This window comes from Nostoc sp. (assembly GCF_036916655.1).
GTDB lineage: Bacteria > Cyanobacteriota > Cyanobacteriia > Cyanobacteriales > Nostocaceae > Nostoc.
Map to the genome: position 1 here is coordinate 111090 of NZ_JBALFY010000101.1, position 21521 is coordinate 132610.

The following is a 21521-nucleotide window of genomic DNA, read 5'->3' on the forward strand; positions in this document are numbered from 1 at the left end:
CTTGCCATTACTGTATTTAGGCAAGTTTGGTGGGTGGAAAGAGTTTATATCGCGATTCACTTACATATCAAATAATCACCTTAAAGCTTGATCTATAACTGCGGGTATTCATCTAAGGGTAAACAACACAATAATATTTGTCAGTTACTAGGGTATAAACTGTTGCAAAACATAACGGCTAAAGTATACTACGAAGGCTTTAACCATAGTATCTGTTAACAATTTCTTAAGTAAAATCGTAATTATTTTAGGTTATTTTCAGCACTTACATTCAACAGTTTTCCTTAGATAAACATCTGCAAGGGGCTGGAGTCAGGCAATTCCAAATCAAACAATATCTAATCGCTGTGGGAGTAGGAGAAGGGAAAACACTAGAGTAGAGACGAAAGCCAAGATAAGTACTGAATCCCTGAATTAAGCTATGGTTACATTAAAACAGACGCGATCTCGTCACGTCTGTAAAGTGTTTGGCGGATTTGCTGAGGTTAATTGTTCTAAAGTTACATTGTTGTTTTAGTTACTTATTCGGAGAATTCATCATCATTTTGAACAGTGCTGTCTTCTACTGCTACGAGATTTTCTGGCGGGCGATCGTGATTAAGTTGATTTAGCAGTGCCAATACTTTATTACCGCGTTCTATGGAGCGATCTTCGAGAAATATCACTTCTGGTGTCCGACGTAGCCGTACCCGCGCCCCAAGTTCGCTGCGGACGTAACCGGTGGCCGACTTTAAGCCTGCCATTGTTTCTACTTTCGCTTCATCTGTTCCATAGATACTGACGTAGATTTTGGCGTGTTGGAGATCGCCAGAAACATCAACATCAGTAACACTAACCATTCCAGTACCCACACGGTCATCCTTAATGCCGTTGAGTAGCATTTGGCTAACTTCCCGTTTGATCAGTTCAGCAACGCGGGAAACCCGACGATTTGTAGCCATAAAAATTTCGCCTCATCACAGAGGTTGTACGACAAAAATAGATGCAGGTTGGGTAGACAGTACTTAGCGCGAGCAACGCCAAGAGCAACCGTCTGTGGGGCATAGCCCCGATCAACGCTAGTCTAGATTGCACTCAAGCCCAGCATTGCCCGTAGAGTGAAAGTCAGAAAGACTAGACTGCTCACCAATAAACCCAAGATAGCGATCGAGGTGACAGGGCGTTTCAACAGTGGCACTAATGGCGCAAAGGTGTTTAAAAACAAGCCTAAGACGATAGTAATTAAGTACCGAGGGTAGCGAAAGACATTATCCCAAAATCCGTCAAACATCTGAATTTATACTCCTCTATTATAATTCAGGTGGTCTATTTTACCTTTTTTTCATGACTTTATTCTAATACGTGTTGCTTTTGTCGCACCATACTAATATAAAATATAATCTCTCATTAACACCATGTTGTTTTCCATTTTATTAAATTAATAGTAATGCTAACTCAACTCAATGATAAAAGTTGTTATCGTCCGTTCCTCAAATGGGCTGGCGGTAAAAGTAAATTAATTCACAAATATATTAAATATTTGCCCCCAAATATTGAGAACGTTAAGCGTTACTATGAACCATTTTTAGGCAGCGGCGCTTTGTTTTTCTATTTAGTAAATCGATACTCAACAATCGAATCTTCATATCTAACTGATATTAATGAAGAATTAATTAATACATATCAATGTATTCAAAAGAACTTAAGCGATTTAATATTAATACTACAAGAGCATGAAAAACAACATATTGAATATGCTAATTTCTATAAAGAAAATGGTGGTAAAAGCAAAAATAGTAAAGATAAAAATCAGTACTACTACAAGGTAAGAGATGAAAGTTACAATAGAGATATTGAAAGAGCCGCTCGTTTAATTTATCTTAATAGAACCTGTTTCAATGGACTTTATAGAGTAAATTCACGAGGTACATTCAATGTACCATTAGGTAGATATGAAAATCCCAAAATTTGTCAAATAGATTTACTGGGTTCAGCATCCCAAGCACTTTCTAGGGCTGAGGTCAAAACAGCAGATTTTAAGGAAGTACTAGATTATGCAAACAGCAGTGATGATTTTGTTTATTTTGATCCACCGTACTATCCTATTAGTAAAACTAGCTATTTTACAGCTTACAGTCGCCACTGTTTTAGTGAGGATGATCAAAAAGATTTGAGAAATATTTGTGCGGCGTTAGCAAGCCGAGGTGTCAGAGTTATGGTATCCAACTCTTATTGTAAGGAGATCGAAGACATTTATAGAGAAATTGGTTTTAAAATACACACAATACAAGCAGCACGAACAATTAACTCTAATATAGAAAATCGAGGGACAATTTCAGAATTTTTAATTACGTCTTATTAGAGATGGTTGTTTGACCATGCAATAAATCTATCCAAACTATAAACTGCTAATAAATTATGGTTATCATTAACTCTTGCTTTCAGCCATTTGCTTGCGCCCTCTCGCATACCTTCACCGCCTAAAATTACAATAGTCGGTGCAGGGTAATAATTCTCGATGTTCATATTCAAGTAAGGAAACTTTTCATCAACAGAACCGGGGCTTTCTTGCCATTTGCACTCGAAAATCAAACCAGATGGCATTGCAGATGAGCCAACAACATAAAAATCAACCTTCAAATAGGTATGATAAATTCCAGTTCCAATATAAACTTCTTTGCCATAACGTTTTGGTAATAAAGTAGCATTTAATATAAATTCTTTTTGGACATAGTTTCCTACTTGGAAATAATTATGCCCATGCAAGATTGCTTCTACATTTGCTTCTAAAATATTCCCAGACTTGTTTGCCCGTCCGCCTTGAGTCAGAGCCATCTTCAATCCCTCTGCCAAAAGTCCTGCTTATTATAGGATTTCACAGAAGTAGTAAAAAAAGGTCAGTTGCTTAATATGAATTTTTGATTTTGACTAAACAAGGTTGGATTGACAAGTAAAAAATCCGATTTTATTGGTATTTTTGTACTAAACAAATACAAATGTATTAATAATTTCGATTATGAACGAGTTACTAATTCAGGTAATAGTTAAAATAATGGATTTCTCTTTAGTCTCAAAGACCAACTATTGCAAGCGACTACGCCATTTTTCTGGGTCTTGGGAACAGTGGAAAACTGCGTAGATAATAATCTCCTGTTCATTAAACTCGTAAAAGACGACGTAGGGAAAACGCCTAATTGTAGCGCGGCGATAGGTTTCATGAACAATCTGGTATGTGCTGGGGTGACGCTGAATTAAATTCAGGCAGGCATCAATACAGCGTAGGAACTCAGCGCCTAACCCTAATTCGCGCCCCTCGTACCAGTCATAAGCTTCAATAATGTCCAGTTCTGCGGCTGTAAGGATAGTTAAGTTTCTAGCCATGCCGTTGATAGATTCTGGCTTTTACATCTTCCCAACAGTTGCCAATGGCTGGATTTTGCAGATATTCGGCTTTGCGACGGGCTAGTTCTTGTTTCTGCCAATCTAAAACTGGGAGTGCTGCTGGTGTAGCGGCAATTTCATCCCATAAGTCTTCTACCAGTTGGAGTTTTTCCGCTCTCGAAAGACTAGAGAGTTCGGGAAATACTGGGTTCATGGTCTTCTCTATATTTTATTCACCTTTATTTTAGCCTGTCTGGGCTTCAGTATGACCGTTGCGGATAGACCATGCGATTTCTAAAAGTTGAGTCCAGCGTTTTTGCAGCTGTTTGGGGGTGCATTTGATGGCTTTGGCGATCGCAACGTCGTTTTCCCGTGCAGTTTTTAACTGTAATATTTGCTGTTGCTGTTCTGTAAGTTGATTCACAAAGATTTCCCACTGTTGGGAAGATAAACCCAATTTTTGCTCTAAACCTGCACCTAACCATTGATGTACTAATTGCCAGTGGTGTTGCTTGGCAAACTTTTCGACGTGGTATTTAAAGCGTTGTTGGAGATAATCACGCTGACGGCTGGTTAAACCGAGAATTTGGTCAATTTCTGGGGCTGAAAGGTCTTGAAGTTTCAAGCTGAGGTAGTTCATACAATCAGATTGACCTTGAGACTCCAGGTATTTCATCAATTCTGTGATGACGCGATCGCGTTCTGATTCTTCAGATGGATCGAAATTAGTTTGAGCAACCATTTGCGATCGCAGCTGTTGCACCGCCGAGTTACGCTGGTAAGATTCTGCTTCTTCACCCTTAGCAGATTCTACCGCCAGTTCAATATCTACAGTCGTTTCTTGGGGCTGACGACGGGCAAAACCTTGGGCGCGCAAGATAATCAATTGCTGATTTGCACCACCAGGTAAATTGATCCGGCGTTTGGCATACTGTTCTGTAAAAGCCATATATTCAGCTAATTGCAGCTGAGTACGCGGCGTGTGATTCTCTGGTAGTTCGTTTTCTCTACGAAAAGCTTTAATCGCTTCTATATAAAATGCTTGTAAAAAATCTTCAATCAGGCTGTAACGAGCATCAAAGCCCAACTCAGAGCCGGACATCGTTACATGGCGGTAAACCATAGCACCCAAATTGCTATGTAATTCCACCCGTCCTTGTTTGGAACCCAGTTGGTAGTAACGTAAGCATTTTTGCATACGATGCCTTCCCAACGTCATCTGCCAGGACTTGATTTCCCCAGATGTTTGAATGCGGGAGCTTTTATCGCAAATGCGTTCTACTTCTACGGCTATGCGCTTTGCTAAAGCTTCTACGCACTTGGGCGTTGCTTTCACTTGCGCTTGCATTTCCTCACACAGCAATTCAATTAAGGTATCACTGCTGCTATCTGAAAATTCTTCAGTCGAAACGTGGTTCTCAAAAATGGGTGTAGAGTTTGGTAGATTGACGACGTTAGATTTCATGACTTTTCCAGGTAGTAGTATTGCACCGTAATTACAACGCAGACACAGCAATAAAAGCTGTCCAAAGCTTGTGAATCTTTAGGCATTCATCCATCAAGACTTGCCGTATATAATGCTCACATCTAAAGCTCATATATCAAAACTATAGGAAATACGAAAGAGTTACAGTTATGGCAATGTGTCGGTTTCCTTCACAAGCCACCATCTCAACGCTGGCACACGAGTACCCGCTATTTTCTTAAAGTTGTCAAATACCTTACTGTGCCAAGTTTTGCCACCATCCTCTTATATCCACTGTTTCACCGAACAGCCCATCCTAGACATCGCTTTTAAATATGACAATTTTAAAACTGGAGTTATTTTTATCACAATTTCCGAAACGGAGAGGTGCGCCTGTGAAGTGGAATTCTTATACCCATGCTGCTGCTGTTTCCCAACCTAAACCCCTCCGTATAATTGCTGCTTCGTCTCCAGTCATATCCAAGATGGTAGATACTTCATAAGTAGGTTCCTCGCCAGTGTCTACAATTATGTCTACCAACTTGTCCAAACGATCGAATAACTCTACCCGCGACTGAACAATTTCTGGATCTATCCGAATCATGCCATTGTCTGCTTCATCTGGTGGCAGATGTGCTGAAGTTGAAATAATCGGATTGCCCAAGGCTGCCAGCAACTCCAAACACACAGTATGGTTTGGTACTCTAATTCCAGTAGTTTTCCGCTTGGGGCTTTGTACCAATCTCGGTACTAACTTCGTAGCTGGGAGCAAAAACGTGTATGGCCCTGGAATCAGGCGTTTCATAATCCGATAAGCTGTGTCACTTACGAAGGCATAAGTTGCCACATTTGAAAGCGAGGGACATAAAAATGTCAATGGTTTATCGTTTGCTAGCTGTTTAATTTGCCGCACTCGTTCTACCGCCGACTTGGCATTTAAATCACAACCGATGGCATAGACTGTATCAGTAGGGTAAAGCATGACTGCGCCACTAGAGAGCGCCGACTTTATTTCCTCTATTCGGCGAGTTTGAGGATTATCCGGATGAACTGGGAAAATTTTTGCCATAGAACGGAGATTGGGGCAGGGGGCAGGAGAGGCAGGGGGGCAGGGGGGCAGGGGAGGCAGGGGAGGCAGGGGAGCAGAGGAGAAAATATTAATAACCAATGCCCAATGCCCAATGCTCAATCCCCAATGACAAATGACAAATGACAAATGACAAATTTTTATGAATAAAATCGCTTATCTTCAATGTCCGACAGGAATTTCTGGTGATATGTGCCTGGGTGCTTTGGTAAGTTTGGGTGTTCCTGTGGAGTATTTAATTGAAAAACTTAATGGGTTGGGTATTGAACAGGAATATCAGTTAAGGGCAGAATTTGTCCAACGGAATGGTCAACAGGCGACTAAAATCCATGTGGATTTAGTACACGATCATCACCACCATCACCACGATGGCGAACACAGTCACCATCACACACGCCACTTGCCAGAAATAGAGCAGATGATTCTCAAAGCGGGGTTGCCATCAAGGGCAGAAGCTTGGAGTTTGGCGGTATTCCGACAGCTAGCGGTGGCAGAAGGGGCGGTGCATGGCATTTCACCTGAAAAAGTTCATTTTCATGAAGTGGGTGCTATAGATGCGATCGTAGATATTGTGGGTACTTGCCTGGGGTTGGATTGGTTGGGGATTGCGAGCAATGATGAAGGATTGCCCCTACTTTATTGCTCGGCGTTTCCGACTGGTGGCGGCACTGTTCGGGCTGCACATGGTCAGATGGCAGTACCAGTCCCAGCGGTATTAAAGCTGTGGGAAATGCGGGGTTGTCCAGTTTATAGCAATGGCATTGATAGAGAATTAGTAACACCAACAGGAGCCGCGATCGCTACTACTTTGGCAAGAGATTTTGGTTCACCACCTGCGATCGCTATCAAGCAGGTAGGACTGGGAGCAGGAACCATAAATTTACCCATTCCAAATATTTTACGCCTCTGGTTGGGTGAAAGTGCAAGTTTACCGTCAAATTTCAGTGATTCTGAAGATACTAGCTCAAATTTGGAAACCATCTCGGTATTAGAAACCCAAATTGATGATTTGAATCCACAAGCGATCGGCTATACGTTTGAGGCGTTGTTTGCGGCTGGTGCGCTGGATGTTTTTACTCAAGCAATCGGTATGAAAAAGTCGCGTCCGGGCATTTTGCTGACTGTGATTTGTCATCCAGAAAATTTACTCAGTTGTGAAGCCGTTATCTTCCGCGAAACTACAACCTTGGGCATTCGGCGAACAACTCAGCAACGTGCCGTTTTACAACGAGAAATTCAACAAGTGGAAACGGAATATGGCAAAGTGCGTGTGAAAATAGCATGGAAAGGGCAATCACTAGAAAAAGTTATTGCAAATGTACAGCCAGAATATGAAGATTGTGCAGACTTAGCCCGAAAACATAATATTCCCTGGCGCGAAATTCAACGTTTGGCGCTACAGCATTGGTATTTAGTCAATACCTAAATTTCCTCGTTCTCCTCGTTCCCAGTCTCCGACTGGGAATGCCATCCAAAAGGCTCCGCCTTCCCTCACAGAACAATCAACTCTACCTGTAATAACCCCGCCTAACTGGATGTTCTGAATTCCTGGTTTCGAGGAGAAACTGAAGATAGCTAAGATTAGCTGAGAAAATAAACAGATTTTTAGAGAAAATTAAACGAAACTACGCTGTGATGTAAGCAAGGATATAGTTTTTTCTACTCGCAGCTTTTTGAAAAAAATCCACTATTTTTGAGTAGCAACTTTTAATTGAGATGACAACCTCACTCTGATTTTCTGTCCACCAAATATCTGGGGGTACTTGATGTTCTATCATTGATGCGGTATCGTATCGGGCAATTAGCACTTCTGGCGAGATTTTAACAAGAAGCTCTGAGATTTCTTGAACTTCATTTGGCTCAAGATAGCGTATTGGCCCAAAATCAAACCAAATATCATCAGTATCTAAAGGGACTCCACCAAAGATCAGTTTTTTGAGTGGATTGCTTTTATTGGCTCCTGGCCCAACGAGTAAAAAGTCAATTGTTCCCCACCATATATCAATACACAGGTAATCTCCATACGGTGATTCTGTTAAATCACTGTAGATTAAATTCTTCTGAATTATACGGCTTTCTTTAATTTTATTGAATTCAGTGAAATTCATCTGGCGATAGTAAGCTAACATCACTGCGTTTTTACCCTTATTGACAGAATTATCTACATCACAAAATAAGTTTTTCGTCCCATATCTTTATTGAATAAAAAGGATATATTCACAAAATCACTAAATTAACGTGAGTTCGACGGTTGGAAAAAGGCAAAAAGCTTGCTAGATAGAAATTTGATAACTTGTGCAGGGATATACAGTTAATTTATATTTCTTCATATACATTGAATTTTCTCACCGACTTACTTAATTCAAGGGAATTTTTCAGGTTTGATGTTTAGAATTTCGCGGGGGTAATGGCTGGAGTAGACTTTCTGTCCATAATTGCACCTCGATACGATGACGAATATAACTATCAGGATAAGTTTTAGCGATCGCAATTGCTTCTGGTATAAGATGTCTAAGTTCATCGGAATAAAACAATGGATCTAGTACAAGACTAGGAATAATACTGCGGCGTACCTCGACGCTAGAATTTTTCACGAACTCTCTCAGAAACAGGCAGCGTTTGCGTAGCTGAATATCTGCTAAAGCATCATAAGCTGCCTGTGACTCTGATGTTGCGTACTCTTTGCTAAAGCTGGGAACTTCTCTATCAAAGCGTAAGGAAACCTGTGCCCAATACAGTGCGTTTACTGCCCCTGCTTTCTCGAAATTTGACCCATGTTGTTAGAGAATAAAAGTTATTGCTTTCAGCATAGCTTCACTTCAGTAAATCAACTTAAAGTAGAGGCAACAATTGGATTTGCACGCTTAACTTGAGGCGTTGCAATCATCCGCATTCCGGCGGGTGCAGCTAAAGTTAAACCACGGCGCACAGGACGTACAAGACGTTTATTTACTAGCGATACTTGAAATTCTGACAAAATACTTGCCAAGACGATTTTCATTTCATACTGAGCAAATGCCATCCCAATACAGCGACGATTACCACCACCAAAGGGTAAATATTCATAAGGTGAATATTGTCTTTCTAAAAAGCGTTCTGGTTTAAACTGCTTGGATTGTGGGTAAACTTCTTCCCGATGGTGGGCTAAATAAATACTGGGGATTATTGCCGTTCCCTCTCGCAGTTCGTAGCCCATAATTGTAATTGGGGTTTTCACAACCCGCCAGAAAGCATTCATGGCAATTGGGTAAATTCGCAATGTTTCTTGGCAAACTGCTGTTAAATAGGGCAATTTAGCCACATTACTCAAATCGGGGTTAACTCCAATGGTGTTGAGTTCTTCTAGCAACTTCTCACGCACCTCTGGTAAATGGTCAATCCAGTAAAAAGCCCATGTCAATGCAGAAGCGGTAGTTTCATGTCCTGCAACTAGCAATGTCATTAACTCGTCGTGTAATTCTTCATCTGACATCCCTTGACCATCGTCATAACGAGCCGCCATCATCAAACTTAAGATATCTTGCCGATTTTGTTCAGATTCAGCCCGACGTTCTTGAAGCAAAGCATAAATAAGTCGATCAATTTTTTGCCGTTGTTGTAGAATCCAACCCCACGGACTCCACGCACCAAAATCTTTTTGCATGAACCGGAAGAAGATGGCGCTAGACATTATCGGCGAACTAATGAAGTCTAATAAGTCACTTAGCGATCGCCTCAGTTCTTCAAACAGCTGTCCTTCATTCAAACCAAATACAACCCGCAGAATAACACGCAAGGTAATTTCTTGCATCGACTCACGGATGTTAAAAGGTTTACCAATTTGCCATTCATTACTTACCTGTCGGGTGATTTCCCGAATTTCCTCGCCGTAAGCCCGCATCCTTTCGCCATGAAAAGGTGGAGCTAATAATTGCCGTTGCCGTTGGTGGCGATCGCCATCTGATAACATAAAGGAGCGATCGCCAAGCAAAAATCTTAGCCCTATGTTCCCCCTTCCCACCTCAAAATGGCTGGAATCAGCAGTAAAAATCTGCTCCAGTGCTTGGGGTTGACTAAAATACACCAGATGATTATCTGAGTGAACACTCCTGATTGTGAAAGTGTCACCATAGATTTTGGCAAAATCATCCACATATTTGACTGGTTGGCTAATAAACTTGATCATTCTTAGCCAGCGCGGCATTTGAGGCCCATCAGGCAGATTGTAAGTAGTTGTCATCGGACTTTGTGGAGTTAATGGCTTCTGAATTTTATTGTTACGAGTTTTCATGTTACTTATAGGTTACAGAAAGCTGTATATTCAATCAATGGAGAATAGGGAGTAAGGAGTGGGGAGTAGGAGTGGAAAAAAGGATAATAACTAATAACTTCTAATAACTAACTCAGTACTCAACACTCTTTTAAGTCAGTCCTTCATCAAAAAATCCCACGACCAAATATGAAAAATATTTTTCCCTCTACTCCCCACTCCCCATTACCCCTTATCCCCAGAGGGGGCCCCACCTTCCCCACTCCCTTCTTCTAACTAAAGCAGTGCCAAAAATCATCGCTATTCTTAACGGTAAAGGAGGAGTCGGTAAAACGACTACCGCAGTCAATCTGGCTGCAAACTTTGCGAAGAAAAAAAAGGTGCTGTTGATTGACGCAGATATTCAAGGTTCTGCTAGTTGGTGGTTTGGGCGCAGTCAACAGGGAATGGGATTTGATTTATCTCAAGAAACCGATCCCACACTTTTACGTGATTTAGGAAAGATAACAGGTTACGATTTAGTAGTGGTGGATACACCTCCCGCCCTGCGCTCTGAAGCATTAGTGGCGGTAGTTGCGATCGCAAATTATCTGGTTTTGCCTACACCCCCAGCCGCAATGGATTTAGCAATCCTCGTGGAAACAGTCAAGGAAGCCGTCATCCCCGTGGGAATCCCCCATCGGGTATTGCTCACCAAAGTCGATACGCGCAGTCTGGGGGAAGCGCAAGAAGCAAAAAACACTCTTACTCGCTTAGGTATTCCTACTTGTAATACCTTTATCCGTGCTTATAAAGCTCATGAACGAGCAGCACTAGAAGGTGTAGCGATTACTCAATGGCGAGGAGGAAACGCACGGGAGGCGGAATTAGACTACCGCCGTGCAGCTGATGAATTACAGCGTGATTGGAGAAAAGAATAATGGCTAGGAAACAAAGTCTCTCTGACTTACTACAAGAAGAGGCGCAAAAATTTACACCCCCAGAAGGTGAATCTGCGATCGAAGTTACAGCAGAAAAAATTGTCGAAGAAGCTTCAGATGATGAAGAATCGTTAGGACAACCACTTGAGCCAACTTCTACTAAGCGCACAAGTCCTACTAAGGCTGATTTAGAAGCAACTGTCAAAGAGTTGACAAGTAATCTAGAAACAAGCCACAAAAAAGAAGCATCTCTTGGACAAGAAATTACTGATTTGCAATCAAAATTATCTAAACAAAAAACCTTTGCATCAGAGCAAACATCATTACTAGAACAGCTAACAAAAGAACTTGAAGAAACCAAAAAAGCAGCATTGCAACTTGCAGAAGCAAACTCCCAGCTGATAGAAGAAATTAAGACTTTAAAACAAACAGCAGAAGAAAAATCTCAACTTGCTGTAGCTGTCAAAGAGACTAGTGCGATCAAATCAGTAAAAAAAGACCACTACAATCCACTTAACTACAAGAAATCACATCGGTCATCGGAAACACTAGCTCAAAATCAACCACAAAATCAACCAAATGAATATCCTGATAGTTCTAATGAGATGTGGTTACTTGACTAGAGCAAATATACCTGGCGATTTCTAATCGCAGCGACACAAACTTAAGTCCGCCCAGGCGGACTCCCCGCAAACAGGAATTCACTTGATGGCAATTACTCGCTCTACCTTGGGGCGATTCGTTTAAATAACTTAAACTCTAACTAGTGCGATCGCTCACTGTATTTACGACAGCGGCACGATAAAATTCTAAAACCATAATCGTACTAAAAGGTCTAAATGGCAGAAACACTATTCTTCAACGCCTTACGGGAAGCCATTGACGAAGAAATGGCACGTGACTCCAGCGTATTCGTTCTCGGTGAAGATGTTGGACACTACGGCGGTTCCTATAAAGTTACCAAAGACCTGTACCAAAAATATGGCGAACTCCGCGTTCTAGACACCCCCATCGCTGAAAATAGCTTTACAGGTATGGCTGTGGGAGCCGCAATGACTGGCTTGCGTCCGATTATTGAAGGCATGAATATGGGCTTTTTACTGCTCGCCTTCAACCAAATAGCCAACAACGCTGGAATGCTACGCTATACCTCTGGCGGTAACTTTAAAATTCCGATGGTAATTCGCGGCCCTGGCGGTGTTGGAAGACAGCTAGGCGCAGAACATTCTCAACGATTAGAAACTTACTTTCAAGCTGTGCCAGGGTTGAAAATTGTTGCCTGCTCCACACCAAGAAACGCCAAAGGACTACTGAAATCCGCTATCCGCAATGATAATCCAGTGTTGTTCTTTGAACACGTTCTGCTTTACAACTTAAAAGAAGATTTACCAGAAGAAGAATACTTACTACCTCTGGATAAAGCAGAAATTGTCCGTCCGGGAAAAGATGTGACAATTATTACTTACTCGCGGATGCGCCATCATGTCGTGCAAGCAGTCAAAACTCTTGAAAAACAAGGATACGATCCAGAAGTTATCGATTTAATATCTCTCAAACCATTAGATTTTGATACCATTGGTGCATCCATACGTAAAACTCATAAAGTCATTGTTGTGGAAGAATCCATGCGAACTGCGGGTATTGGAGCAGAAGTCATCGCCTCAATAAACGATCGCTTATTCGATGAATTAGATGCGCCAGTACTGCGGCTTTCTTCCCAAGATATTCCCACACCCTATAACGGCAATCTGGAGCGGCTGACAATCGTCCAACCAGAGCAAATAGTAGAAGCTGTGGAAAAAATGGTAGCGTTGCGAGTTTAGGGATTGGGGACTGGGGACTGGGGACTAGGGGAGCAGGGGAGCAGGGGAGCAGGGGAGCAGGGGAGCAGAGGAGAAGTTGCAGTAAGTTTTTTCTCTGCCTCTTGTGCCCAATCCCCATTAACCCTTATCCCCAGAGGGGGCCCACCTTCCCCAGTACCCAATACTTGCTCATAACTCCTCAAAAGAGCGCTATTATAGCGTTTGTCAGTCGCGAGTTATGGTATGCAAAGACAGCGATCGCTATTAATTTTGATTTTAGTCCTGATAATCGCCGCTATTACGGTGATTGCCACAATTCCAATACCCCTTGGACTGGACTTACGCGGAGGTTCACAGCTTACAATTCAGGTGAAACCATCACCGGAAATTCCCAAAATCACCGACCGAGAATTGGAAGGTGTGAAGAAAGTTGTCGAAGGTCGGATTAATGGTTTGGGTGTTTCTGAGCCAGTGATCCAAACAGTTAGCTCAGATAAAATCTTGGTGCAACTACCAGGAGTTAATGATCCAGAGCAAGCTGAACGGGTGCTAGGGGGTACAGCACAGTTAGAATTTCGTACCCAAAAGGCGAATACAGAAACTCAACTACTTGCTTTTCAAGCATCAAGAGCCGAATTGAAAGCCAAGCAAGATGAGTTAAAAAAGAATACAGACAAAGCGGCAATTGTCAAGAATCAAGAAGATTTAAAGAAAAATAATCAAGCGATCGCAGAATTGTTTGAAAGCACCAATCCACCACTAATTGGCAAATACCTCAAGGATGCTTATGGTGAACCCACTCAAGGTAACAACTGGAATGTTGCCATTCGCTTCGACCAAAAGGGTGGTGAACTGTTTGCCAATTTGACGAAAAATCTCGCCGGTACTGGGCGTAGTATTGGTGTTTTTCTGGACAATGAACTCATCAGCGCTCCTACCGTGGGTATAGAATTTGCCGCCACTGGGATTACTGGCGGTTCTGCCGTGATTACAGGACGATTTACCGCCCAACAAGCCAATGACTTAGGCGTACAGCTACGCGGTGGCGCATTACCCGTACCAGTAGAAATAGTTGAAAACCGTACCGTCGGGGCAAGTTTAGGTAAAGATAGTATTCAACGCAGTATTTACGCTGGTATTGGCGGATTGCTGTTAGTATTAGTTTTCATGTTAGTTTACTACCGACTACCAGGGTTAATTGCCGACTTTTCTTTGATTATCTATGCACTATTGACCTATGCCACTTTTGCTTTACTAGGCATTACATTAACTCTCCCCGGTATTGCTGGGTTTATCCTCAGTATTGGTATGGCAGTTGATGCTAACGTATTGATTTTTGAGCGTACCCGCGAAGAACTACGTGCTGGTAAAACTTTATATCGTTCTGTAGAGTCAGGATTCTACCGAGCTTGGTCTAGCATTTTAGATAGTCATGTCACATCATTAATTTCTTGTGCAGCACTATTTTTCTTAGGAGCAGGTTTAGTTAAAGGCTTTGCTTTGACATTGGCGCTAGGGTTAGGGGTGAATTTGTTTACTGCCATTACTTGTAGTCGCACACTGCTGTTTCTAACATTGGGATTTCCCAACTTGCGTAAGCCAGAGTTGTTTTGCCCCAATCTCTCAACGTCAATTAAGTCTGGTGCGGAGGTACAGTCATGAAATTTAGTGTCATCAAACGTCGGAGACTTTGGTGGACAATTTCTGCCACCTTAATCATCATTAGCATCGTGGCAATGGTGATTTCTTGGCAACAACTAGGCGCACCACTACGTCCCAGTTTAGATTTTGTTGGTGGTACACGACTACAATTTGAACGCGATTGTACACAGCCAAACAGCTGCACTCAACCAATTGAAATTTCTAATGTCAGAGAAGTAATTGACGCTCAAAAGCTAAATAATAGTAGCATCCAAGTTGTTGGTCAAAAACAACAGGGAATATCCATTCGCACAAAGACATTAAATGTCGATGAACGCACCCAGTTGCAAACAGCCTTGAGTGAAAAACTTGGAGTCTTTAACCCGAAAGTCACTCAAATTGACACCGTTGGCCCAACACTTGGTCGTCAGCTATTTACCCAAGGGCTATTAGCTCTGATTGTCTCCTTTGCTGGGATCGTTATTTATTTAAGTGTGCGGTTCCAGGTGGACTATGCCGTAATCGCAATTCTTGCCTTGTTCCATGATGTTTTGATTACCTTGGGTGTTTTCTCCATCTTAGGATTAGTAGTAGGTATTGAAGTTGATAGCCTTTTCGTCGTTGCTATTTTGACTATTACTGGTTTCTCGGTGACAGATACCGTCGTCATCTACGATCGCATTCGAGAAATACTGCATCTACATCCTAACGATCGCATTGACAAAGTTGTTGATGATGCAACCAATCAAACTTTAACGCGATCGATTAATACCACGTTAACCGTTTTGCTAACATTATTTTCTCTGTTTCTATTTGGTGGTGAAACCCTGAGAAACTTTGCCCTAGCCTTAATTATTGGATTTACAATGGGTGCATATTCAAGTATTTTCGTCGCCAGTACTCTCCTTGCTTGGTGGCGAGAGCGCAGGGGTCAATCTCAGGTGCTAGAAAATGCAGAGCCGATTGATACATCTGCTAGTTCCCAGGATAGTTAAACTTGTGTATATTTCACAATTGGGTGAAGGCATTTTGAATTGCTCACCCACGCTTTGCAATTTTATTCCCCTATGGATCAACCTGAAGAACCATTAACTACCGTCCCAGACTTAGAGAAATCTGACCCATCGTTTGCTCAACAAGTACAAAGGCTACATCAGCTGACAGTATATGGTAGGTGGCTGTTTGTGGGCTGTTTATGGCTCACAGTTGCACCTGTCTCTTTGTGGGGTCTACGTACAGAAATTGCTCTGTGGGAACAATATTTTACCTGGATAGCAGTGAGATTTGGATTATTCTACCATCCACTGCCTACCTTCGGTCTAGCCTTTTGTCTGGGAATGACTGCTGCGGTTTTAGTTTGGCAAAGTCGGAATATTCTACTCGGACTACCACAGCAGGAAAAACAACGTTTAGAAAAACAAGTTTATCGGATACGTCAGCAGGGAGCAACTCATCCTTTATGGAAGTGGGTTTGTCGCTAAATTTTCTTTCTCGTTACATATACATAGACACGTACAGCAATTTCTAGCAAAATATGACTTAAATATACAAAGATAGTGCCAGAAGTGGATGCCATACATGAACGATCTTCAAATTCAATTTAGCGATCGCAAGTCTGAAATTGACCTTTACCAACTCCAAGAACTGTTAAACGTTTCCGCTTTTTGGGCAAAGGGACGCAGTATTGAGGATTTAGGTATAGCTATTGCCAATAGTGAGCCAGTAATTTCCGTTTGCCTTCGCGATCGACTCATTGGCTTTGCCAGAGCAACATCTGATGGCATATATCGCGCCACAATTTGGGATGTCGTGATTCATCCAGAGTATCAACATAGTGGGTTGGGCAGCAATTTAGTCGAAACCGTTTTAAATCATCCCCGAATGAGGTTTGTTGAGCGTGTTTACCTGATGACTACTCACCAGCAGGGTTTCTACGAAAAAATTGGTTTTCAACCCAACACTACCACTACGATGGTGCTACACAACCTAGCTAACCGTGTTTTTGTTGCTGCTACAGAAGTTCAGCTTCAGGAATCACCGAAACAGTTCCGAGCAATGAGTACTGAGTATTGAGTATCAAAATTGTAGTAGTCGTAGGGTAGTCAAGAGGCAGGATTTCGTCTCTACTACTCAGCACTACTCGCTAGGGGGATAGATATTTGTAGTCTAGTAAGTTGCTGAAGTGGTTCCTTCACAATGGTAGAAGGCAGAATTTCCAACTTTCCTCCCATAACCTCCACCAAAGTCTGATTGATTAGTAGCCTCATTCCTGGAGAAAGAGCAGCGTTCTTTTCGTCAATTTGAGTCGGCAGATATTCAGATTTGAGCAAATCAATCGGCTCGCTCCAGGATATAGCATGGGTTGGTACATCCAGCCAAATATTTACAAAATTATTTTTAAGTAGGGTGCTACTAGAAATAGAGATGCTACCTTCCTCCATCTGAGCTATAGCAGTGTCTATTAAACTTATTAATACTTGGCGGAGCCAGAGATAATCTGTCAAAACATAAATTTCTGGATCGGCGGGTAAGAATTGCAAGGGAAAATTGCGATTTGCCGCCAGCATATAAGTTAAGTCATGAACCTCCTCCAAAATTTGGGCTAAAGGTCTAGGCTCAATATCTAATTTATTGGTACCATGTTCAACTCTGGCAACGTTGAGAATTTCATCCATCAGCTTCAGGAGTTTTAGCGATCGCTCATAAGCTTGGGCAATAAATTCTCTCTCTTCAGCTGGATTTTCACATAAATCTGACAAAATTAACTGATGTAAGCCAATTAGACCATTAAAAGGCGATCGCAATTCATGAGTAGTCCGCGCCAAAAAACCAGCTTTAAACAAACTCATCTCCCTTGCCATCAGGTATGCCAGTTGCGTTTGCTGTAGCTGTTGCGATATTGGTGGCGTATCCTGTTCAGCTAATGGCGCAACTGAAGATGAGCTAGATGAAACATTAGGCAATGCCTGCGGTGGGCGTAGCCATCGCCCAAATAACTGACGGAAAACTATACCTAGAGCTATTCCTACTCCTAGATATATCCAGTTGCTCCAATTCATATCTGGCAATTATTAACCTGCTAAAGTTTCAGATTTCTCTGTTGTTAAAACCACGAAAACAACATTATAGCCACCTATATCTCAATACGCTTGGGTTAAGGGCTGCTGGCAATAATTTTGGGTTTTCGAGACAGACGCGATAAATCGCCGTCAAGACAAGTTTTTGTTGCTCATTCTGAATTGTATTGACCTATGTCTGGTTATCAATCGAAGTCTCTAGCTCGATCGCTCCTTGCCGCAAAATCTGCCAATTTATCCCTGTCCATTTAGCAACAGTGGAAGGTACACCCATCCCCGGCATTTCACCCTGGCATTCTGTTGTTGTTAAAGTCAGAACTTGAGGAAACTGAGTCTCAATTTCTGCCATTGTTTGCAAAGGCGGCTGACCGGAAAAATTGGCGCTAGTGGTGGCAAGAGGGCCTGTTTGGGCCAAAATAGATTGAGCGATCGCACTTTTCGGTACTCGAATCCCAATTGTCGTTGGATCAATAGGGTTCATAACTTTTGGTAAGTGTTGACTCGCTGGTAAAACTAATGTCAGCCCTCCTGGCCAATACTTATCTGCTAGTTCTTGCCAAACTTTATATTCATTCTCACTACCTTTGACATATAGCCACAAATCTTCAGTCCTAGCCGCCATCAAAATCAAAGGTTTATCTTGACTGCGTTGCTTCGCTGCAAAAATTAATGCTGCTTTTTCTGGTATAGCCGCAAGTGCAGGAACAGTATCAGTGGGAAAACTCACCAATAAGCCAGCGCGTGCGCCAGCTATTAGGTCTGTGAGGGAAACTTGCGTCACGTCGCTTCGCTCCGAATTCAAAATTCAAAATTAATGATCCCCATAAATAAATTTAGGGGCTTGTATCATGAGTCGTTTTCAGTCAATAAATAATTGATCGATAAATTCCCTATAGAGACGGCGATTTATCGCGTTTCTCTAACTACAGCTATTTATCAGACGATGCCTAATTCACAATCCAATTTTTGGAAAACGTGAATAATGGAGATAGCCAAATTGAACGCTTGCCCTAACTTCTATAAGCTAGGGCGAAGCGTTCAATTCCAGCTAAGTCCGCATGAATTTGAATATTGCAATAATTACCTTGATTTTGCAAAAGTTCTTGCACTGCATCGGCTTGTCCAGCCATCATCTCAATTAGCCACACGCCGCCAGGTTGCAAATAAATAGGGGAGATTTCTACCAAATGGCGAAGGCAATCTAAGCCATCAGCACCACCATCCAAAGCTAGATGCGGTTCATGGTTAACTACTTCCGGTTGCAAAGTAGGTAAGGTGCTGGTGGGGATGTAAGGAGGGTTGGACACCATACCACTGAACTGACCTTTTAACGATACCAGTGGCTCCCACCAAGAACCTTGATAAAATCGAATGCGGTCAGCAAAACCCAAATTATCAGCGTTGGTTTGGGCGATCGCCAAAGCTTCAATACTGTAATCAACAGCATGAATTGTTGCGTTTGGCAAGATATCTGCTAATCCGATGGCGATCGCTCCACTCCCAGTACCCAAATCTGCCCAGTGTCCTGAAGCATTGCTAGCAGATGCTTTTGCTAAATCAATTAAGCACTCTGTCTCTGGTCTGGGAATTAAAACCGCACTTGACACCACAATTTTAAAATTACGCCAAGGTGTAACTCCCGTAATATACTGCACTGGTAAGCGATCGTTTAATCGCCTTTGCCACAGTTGTTCTAACTCTTCTAGCGGTAATTGCAGCGGAATTTGTGGCCAGTTTTTAAAAGACTCCAAACGCAGGGCCAAGCGGTCTAAGCCAGCCACCTCTAAAAGTAGCCAATCTACCTCTGTTGGTGGAACATCAGTGGCGATCGCTGCTTGAAGCGCTGCATTTCGCCACTGCCAAAGTTGTAAACCAGAAACTATCAGATGTTTCTCTCCCATACCTCAACCCTGGAGCGCATAACCGTTATTTTTTCGGGGCGGGCGCGGCTGGTGACTGATTCGGAGCCAGCGATCGAATAAAGTTAATCGACTCCCGCGATGGATACAGAACAATTTTATTGATACTAGGATCGTTGCTGCTATTGAGAGCTTCTAGAACACCGTACAAATCCACCACCTGAATTTCAGTGTTATCTGCTTCCTTGGGCACGGCTTTCTTGAATTCGTCTAACAGAGCCACTGCTTGCTCTTTCTCAAAAAAGAAAGGGATGTAGCGCTCATTACCTTTGGCCACAGGAATAGTTAGATAGCTATTATCTTTCTTAAATTTGGGTACAAATAAGGGAATACCGTTGAATTGCTCCGCTTTTTTACCACTTTGATTTATCATACTTGTTGCCGAGGCTACCTGTTCTTGTGTCGGCACTAAAGTATAAATTACGGAGTCTGGTTTCTTTTTGCTTTCTTGCACTATTTTGTAGTAATCTGCCAGGGACAAGGGTCTAACCTGTAGGGTGCTTGCCAACTGGGGATTTTCTTTTTTGAGCCGATTGTCCAGGAATTTTTGAGCATCTTGCTTGCTAATAAAAAATCCTACTTGCGAGATCGGCTTGGATGCGTTATTTCTCGAAAGAACTACAAATTCGCCCTTGGGATTGGTGAGTGTGAATACAGGTACTTCTTGGAGCTTTTTCACTACCTCATTTTGTGGCAATGCGATCGCCTCTAGATTGCCCATTCCTGGTAAATTGCCTATTCCTGAAAGCCCTGTGAAAAATACACTGCCAGCTATACTCAATGTTGCGCCCAAGCGAATAAATGATTTCATGACTGCTCCTCGCATCAATATTCTAATTAAATTAAACAAACGGTTGGATTTGCACAGCACCAACTAGCTTTAGTTATATAGCAATCTATTTGAGTTGTGAAAAATTCATTGTGCGCGTTGAGGTTGAGTGAGTCTCAACGGTCAAAATCCAATATTACCCAACTATTTAGGCTTGCTATGGTATCGTTTTCACAAACTGGCTGTGCTAACGTTCTGTTTTTCTGAGTTTTGCTTCGCTATTCACCGCGAAATGCGGTAGATGCCTGTTATATGCCTTTTCAAAGAGTGAAAAGCCTCTCCATCTCTGGTACCTTGGAGACGATAAATGCCATTCTATCGGCTTTTTCTAAGATTGGGTGACGCTATCACTTAATAAATCGTTCCATCTCCGATTGATTTAATAGTATATTCTCAAATTTAGACAAAGCTAAGTGTCAGGAATATATTACTGCTTAAGAAGTAAGTTTATTATCCCTTCGGGGCGGGAGTAGGAGTAGGGGAAGAAATTAGCCTCGAAATTGAGGTTTAAAGCCGTACTTCGTCCCGCTGCGATAACGCCCGTAAGTGGCACGTTCGCGGTAGCGTTCGCACGAGAAAAAATCCTTGTATCCCAAGGTAGGTTGAAACCCCGCCCGATGTTAAGCGGCTTAGTTTCCCCACTCCCTAATCCCTTTCATCTATTAAACTTCAATAGCCAACCTAACAGAAAAACAAGCTAAATTATTTTTCGCCGTAAAAATATGCAATTTAACTGCACATCCTAACAAAAAAACCTAGCCAGTCAGCGCTAGCTGCTAAATATATTCATTAAATTTATTAATTTAATCGGGATGACAGGATTTGAACCTGCGGCATCCTGCTCCCAAAGCAGGCGCGCTACCAAGCTGCGCTACATCCCGGTTATGTCTATCTACTTTTCTGGTTTCGTTTTAACTTAACCATCAAAGCGATCGCGCTTTCACAAAAGCATTAATTTGATTATATCAGAATATTAAGCATAAGCGTAATATTTTTTATATTCTGCAAACACAAGCTAAATCACATCCTTACAATCATCAAGGGTTTTCGGCCGACTTAGTTTTACAAGAGATATACTTGCTCGTTCGTCGGCTAAACCTTGTCAAACCAAACCAAAATAATAGATTTGTACTACTATACCTGATTTTATTGTGCTAATCGGGTTTTATTTG

23 protein-coding genes and 1 tRNA gene are annotated in these 21521 nt (G+C 42.1%); 9 read left to right on the plus strand and 15 right to left on the minus strand.

The features are described 5' to 3' along the window. Positions 1–521: 521 nt before the first annotated feature. Together rbfA and V7L31_RS27840 are read right to left on the minus strand one after the other, a co-directional pair. Positions 522–941: a 30S ribosome-binding factor RbfA gene (gene rbfA / locus V7L31_RS27835; protein ID WP_179068594.1), complete on the minus strand. Its 420-nt coding sequence runs from the start codon at positions 939–941 to the stop codon at positions 522–524. A gap of 122 nt (positions 942–1063) precedes the next feature. Next, a complete protein-coding gene (locus tag V7L31_RS27840; RefSeq protein ID WP_292843617.1) occupies positions 1064–1270 on the minus strand; it encodes a DUF751 family protein in 207 nt (68 codons plus the stop codon). A gap of 156 nt (positions 1271–1426) precedes the next feature. Between V7L31_RS27840 and V7L31_RS27845 the strand changes: the two genes are divergently transcribed. Next, complete coding sequence (locus tag V7L31_RS27845) at positions 1427–2341, plus strand: DNA adenine methylase (RefSeq protein WP_334699235.1); 915 nt, start codon at positions 1427–1429, stop codon at positions 2339–2341. On the opposite strand, the gene V7L31_RS27850 is transcribed toward V7L31_RS27845, so the two are convergent. The 5 genes from V7L31_RS27850 to V7L31_RS27870 all read right to left on the minus strand — a co-directional run bounded on the left by V7L31_RS27850 (position 2338) and on the right by V7L31_RS27870 (position 5894). Then, a complete protein-coding gene (locus V7L31_RS27850) occupies positions 2338–2814 on the minus strand; it encodes a PD-(D/E)XK nuclease superfamily protein (RefSeq protein WP_334699386.1) in 477 nt (158 codons plus the stop codon). The two genes, V7L31_RS27845 and V7L31_RS27850, sit on opposite strands and share 4 nt — an antisense overlap. A gap of 246 nt (positions 2815–3060) precedes the next feature. Further along, positions 3061–3360 carry a type II toxin-antitoxin system RelE/ParE family toxin gene (locus tag V7L31_RS27855; protein ID WP_334699236.1) on the minus strand — a complete coding sequence of 100 codons (300 nt, stop codon included), beginning with the start codon at positions 3358–3360 and terminating at the stop codon, positions 3061–3063. Beyond that, complete coding sequence (locus tag V7L31_RS27860; protein WP_334699237.1) at positions 3353–3574, minus strand: addiction module protein; 222 nt, start codon at positions 3572–3574, stop codon at positions 3353–3355. Before V7L31_RS27860 ends, V7L31_RS27855 begins: the two co-directional genes overlap by 8 nt. Before the next feature lie 30 nt (positions 3575–3604). After that, a complete protein-coding gene (locus V7L31_RS27865) occupies positions 3605–4825 on the minus strand; it encodes a HetZ-related protein (protein WP_334699238.1) in 1221 nt (406 codons plus the stop codon). Between the two features lie 409 nt (positions 4826–5234). After that, positions 5235–5894: an L-threonylcarbamoyladenylate synthase gene (locus tag V7L31_RS27870; protein ID WP_334699239.1), complete on the minus strand. Its 660-nt coding sequence runs from the start codon at positions 5892–5894 to the stop codon at positions 5235–5237. 160 nt (positions 5895–6054) lie between these two features. On the opposite strand from V7L31_RS27870, the gene larC reads away from it, so the two are divergent. Beyond that, positions 6055–7338, plus strand: a complete 1284-nt coding sequence (gene larC, locus V7L31_RS27875; protein ID WP_334699240.1) for a nickel pincer cofactor biosynthesis protein LarC — start codon at positions 6055–6057, stop codon at positions 7336–7338. Between the two features lie 199 nt (positions 7339–7537). Here the strand turns inward: larC and V7L31_RS27880 are convergent, their stop codons facing one another. The 3 genes from V7L31_RS27880 to V7L31_RS27890 form a co-directional block, all read right to left on the minus strand. Continuing rightward, positions 7538–8041, minus strand: a complete 504-nt coding sequence (locus V7L31_RS27880; RefSeq protein WP_334699387.1) for a DUF1877 family protein — start codon at positions 8039–8041, stop codon at positions 7538–7540. 246 nt (positions 8042–8287) lie between these two features. Continuing rightward, a complete protein-coding gene (locus V7L31_RS27885) occupies positions 8288–8506 on the minus strand; it encodes a hypothetical protein (RefSeq protein WP_334699241.1) in 219 nt (72 codons plus the stop codon). Positions 8507–8739: 233 nt separating this feature from the next. Beyond that, the gene (locus V7L31_RS27890; protein ID WP_334699388.1) at positions 8740–10131 is read right to left on the minus strand and encodes a cytochrome P450; all 1392 of its coding nucleotides are present in this window, start codon (positions 10129–10131) and stop codon (positions 8740–8742) included. Between the two features lie 314 nt (positions 10132–10445). Here V7L31_RS27890 and V7L31_RS27895 point away from each other — a divergent pair, with 314 nt between their 5' ends. From V7L31_RS27895 to V7L31_RS27925, 7 genes are all read left to right on the plus strand, one after another. Continuing rightward, positions 10446–11081 (plus strand): ParA family protein, encoded by a 636-nt coding sequence (locus V7L31_RS27895; protein WP_334699242.1) that lies wholly within the window; start codon positions 10446–10448, stop codon positions 11079–11081. Beyond that, on the plus strand, positions 11081–11704 hold the full coding sequence (locus V7L31_RS27900) for a hypothetical protein (protein ID WP_334699243.1): 624 nt from the start codon (positions 11081–11083) through the stop codon (positions 11702–11704). The genes V7L31_RS27895 and V7L31_RS27900 overlap by 1 nt, the downstream gene beginning before the upstream one ends. A gap of 216 nt (positions 11705–11920) precedes the next feature. Next, positions 11921–12904, plus strand: a complete 984-nt coding sequence (locus V7L31_RS27905; protein ID WP_179067556.1) for an alpha-ketoacid dehydrogenase subunit beta — start codon at positions 11921–11923, stop codon at positions 12902–12904. Positions 12905–13126: 222 nt separating this feature from the next. Beyond that, a complete protein-coding gene (gene secD, locus V7L31_RS27910) occupies positions 13127–14545 on the plus strand; it encodes a protein translocase subunit SecD (protein ID WP_334699244.1) in 1419 nt (472 codons plus the stop codon). Next, positions 14542–15519, plus strand: coding sequence for a protein translocase subunit SecF (gene secF / locus V7L31_RS27915; RefSeq protein WP_334699245.1), 978 nt, complete (start codon positions 14542–14544; stop codon positions 15517–15519). The genes secD and secF overlap by 4 nt, the downstream gene beginning before the upstream one ends. Before the next feature lie 72 nt (positions 15520–15591). Further along, positions 15592–16005, plus strand: coding sequence for a hypothetical protein (locus V7L31_RS27920; RefSeq protein ID WP_334699246.1), 414 nt, complete (start codon positions 15592–15594; stop codon positions 16003–16005). 97 nt (positions 16006–16102) lie between these two features. Beyond that, on the plus strand, positions 16103–16597 hold the full coding sequence (locus V7L31_RS27925; protein ID WP_334699247.1) for a GNAT family N-acetyltransferase: 495 nt from the start codon (positions 16103–16105) through the stop codon (positions 16595–16597). Between the two features lie 53 nt (positions 16598–16650). On the opposite strand, the gene V7L31_RS27930 is transcribed toward V7L31_RS27925, so the two are convergent. The 5 genes from V7L31_RS27930 to V7L31_RS27950 form a co-directional block, all read right to left on the minus strand. Then, positions 16651–17583: a sensor histidine kinase gene (locus V7L31_RS27930; RefSeq protein WP_334699248.1), complete on the minus strand. Its 933-nt coding sequence runs from the start codon at positions 17581–17583 to the stop codon at positions 16651–16653. Between the two features lie 190 nt (positions 17584–17773). Next, positions 17774–18382: an L-threonylcarbamoyladenylate synthase gene (locus V7L31_RS27935; protein ID WP_334699249.1), complete on the minus strand. Its 609-nt coding sequence runs from the start codon at positions 18380–18382 to the stop codon at positions 17774–17776. A gap of 229 nt (positions 18383–18611) precedes the next feature. Then, positions 18612–19502, minus strand: a complete 891-nt coding sequence (gene prmC / locus V7L31_RS27940; RefSeq protein WP_334699250.1) for a peptide chain release factor N(5)-glutamine methyltransferase — start codon at positions 19500–19502, stop codon at positions 18612–18614. 25 nt (positions 19503–19527) lie between these two features. Further along, entirely contained in the window at positions 19528–20331 is an 804-nt protein-coding gene (locus V7L31_RS27945; protein WP_334699251.1) for a Tic22 family protein, read from the minus strand. An 825-nt stretch (positions 20332–21156) separates the two neighbouring features. Next, positions 21157–21230, minus strand: a tRNA-Pro gene (locus V7L31_RS27950). Between the last annotated feature and the right edge of the window lie 291 nt (positions 21231–21521).